The 2,098-nt window shown below is 59.5% G+C and carries 1 protein-coding gene; it reads left to right on the top strand.

Annotated elements, in window-relative coordinates; all coding sequences use genetic code 11:
* Positions 1-1,923: hypothetical protein (locus AC07VY_RS26520; protein ID WP_495100133.1), on the top strand; the 1,923-nt coding region annotated here is incomplete at its 5' end.
* Between the last annotated feature and the right edge of the window lie 175 nt (positions 1,924-2,098).

The raw sequence follows: 2,098 nt of genomic DNA, 5'->3' as shown, positions 1-2,098 counted from the left end.
GCCCACACAAGGCAAAGAAGGCGCCTTGCTCAAAAGATTCCCTGCTGCCGCTCAGCCATCCCTCATCTGACCATTAAAACCAAAGGAGAACCTATGTTTAACGCATACAAAATCGGCATCTCTCTATCGCTGGCCACCAATGCAGGCAGCGTGCTTGGCCTGCTGTCACAGGGATTGCGCCAGTCCAATTCGGAAGTTTTGGCCTTGCACAAATCCATGGGTTTGCTTGGGGCAACCATGGCGGCTGGCGGCCTCGCCGGGTTCTCAGCGCTCACCAAGATGCTGAAGCCCGCCGAGGAATACCAATCCCAACTGGTCCGCATGAATATCGCCGGCATGCAACAGCGAGAAATCGCCGAAGGTGTGGCCGATGCTTGGAAGCTGGCAGGCCAGAACCTGACCACCACCGCGACCGGCAATATGAAAATGCTGCTGGACCTGCGCAACATCACCGGCAATATGGAAGAAGCCCGGCACTTCCTTCCCGTCATGGCTCGAATGCAAACCGTCCTTGCCGCGGCGAAGGAGGGGAGTATCAGTGGACATGCCAACGATCTGGCGTTTTCTGCCATGAAGGCACTGGATATTCGCGGAGCGGTGGACCCGGCCCGTATGGACAAGCAGGCCGACCTGATGACTCGGGTGATCATCGGAACCCAGGGTCGGGTAACGCCGGAGGCCTTCCAGAGCGTGTTCAACTACGCCCGCCAGGCCAAATTCTCCATGTCGGATGACTTCGCTTACAAAATTCTGCCCACGTTGATGTTGGAGAACGCCAGCAAAAGCGGCGGTGGTGGTGGCTCTCGCGGCGTGGGCCCGCAAATGGCAGCGCTCTACCGATTCACAAACCAAGGTTTCGTGAACAAGAAGGCGTTGCCCCTGCTGTCGGAGATGGGCATGCTCACCGGCCAGGCCGTGAACACGTCCACCCCTGGCACCACCACAGCACCGCTCTGGAATGCTGGCCTCGCTGCCTCCAACTCGTTTGAGTGGTCCAAGGCAGTGGTGGATCAGCACATCCTGCCTTACATGGCACGCCACAAGATGGAGGCCAATGAGTCCAATGTGCTGAGCATCATCAATCAGATGACGCGCGGTAACCAGTTGGCCGGCTCCATTCTTGGCGAGTACTACGTGAAGCGCCACAACTTTGAGCGTGATCAAAAGCTACTTGAAAACGTCCAGTCTCCGAAGGAAGCCTACCAAAACGCCATGAGCAAAGACCCGGCTACCGCGCGCCGCGCTTTGTCGGCCCAATGGGAGAACTTCGAGACCAGTCTGATGCACAACGTAGCGCCGTTGGTGGTGCCAGCGCTGATGAAGCTGGCGCAAGGGCTCAACACCATGGGAGCCTGGGCCCGTGCCCATCCCAACATGACCAAAGATTTGGTGCTGGGCTTTGGTGCGCTGTCTGGTGCTATGGCCATTGGCGGCACCTTGGCGACCACCACTGCCGCTTTCAAGCTGATGAACACCACGCTGGGCGGGGGTGCTGGCTTGGCGGGCACGTTGGGGAAGGCCGGGCTGGCGGGTGCTGCTGGGTTCGCCATCGTCGAGGTCGGGCGCCTTGGCTTTGCGCTGCATGACCTGTGGGTCGCCAATAACCGCGAGGGGGTGAAGCTGACGCCATATGCCCAATCCCGCGCAAATGATCCTGCTTTGGCAGCCTTGGATCGTGACTTCAAGCCGTTCGACAAGTTGCCGCCTGGTGGAATGCAATCTACTGGCAATCGTCCGAACTATGTGCGCCCCGGTCAAGGCCAGCCACTGCAGATAACCACAAACACCTTTCTCGACAAGCGCCAGATTGCAACAGCCATCACAGAGGTGCAAGCCAGGGAGCTTGGCCGCCCATCCACCGGCGCCCGCATCCAAGATGGCAGTATGGCCCCGCGTAAAGCTGGCCTGACAGGAGCCTACTGATGCTGGAGTTTTCTAGCCTGGGGGCATTTGTTCAGCACCTGGACAGCTTGACCGCCATCGTAGAAGCCAGCCAGCACCAGGGGCTCAAGCGCGCCGCCGTGGTGGTCGAGAAGGCCGTCAAGGACCAGATCGGCCATTACCAGCCCGCGATGGGGGATTTCCCTGCCTGGGCCGC

It is taken from the genome of Rhodoferax sp. GW821-FHT02C08, assembly GCF_059421805.1.
Note: the sequence above shows the minus strand (reverse complement) of the source record. Positions and strands in the feature narration are given on the sequence as shown.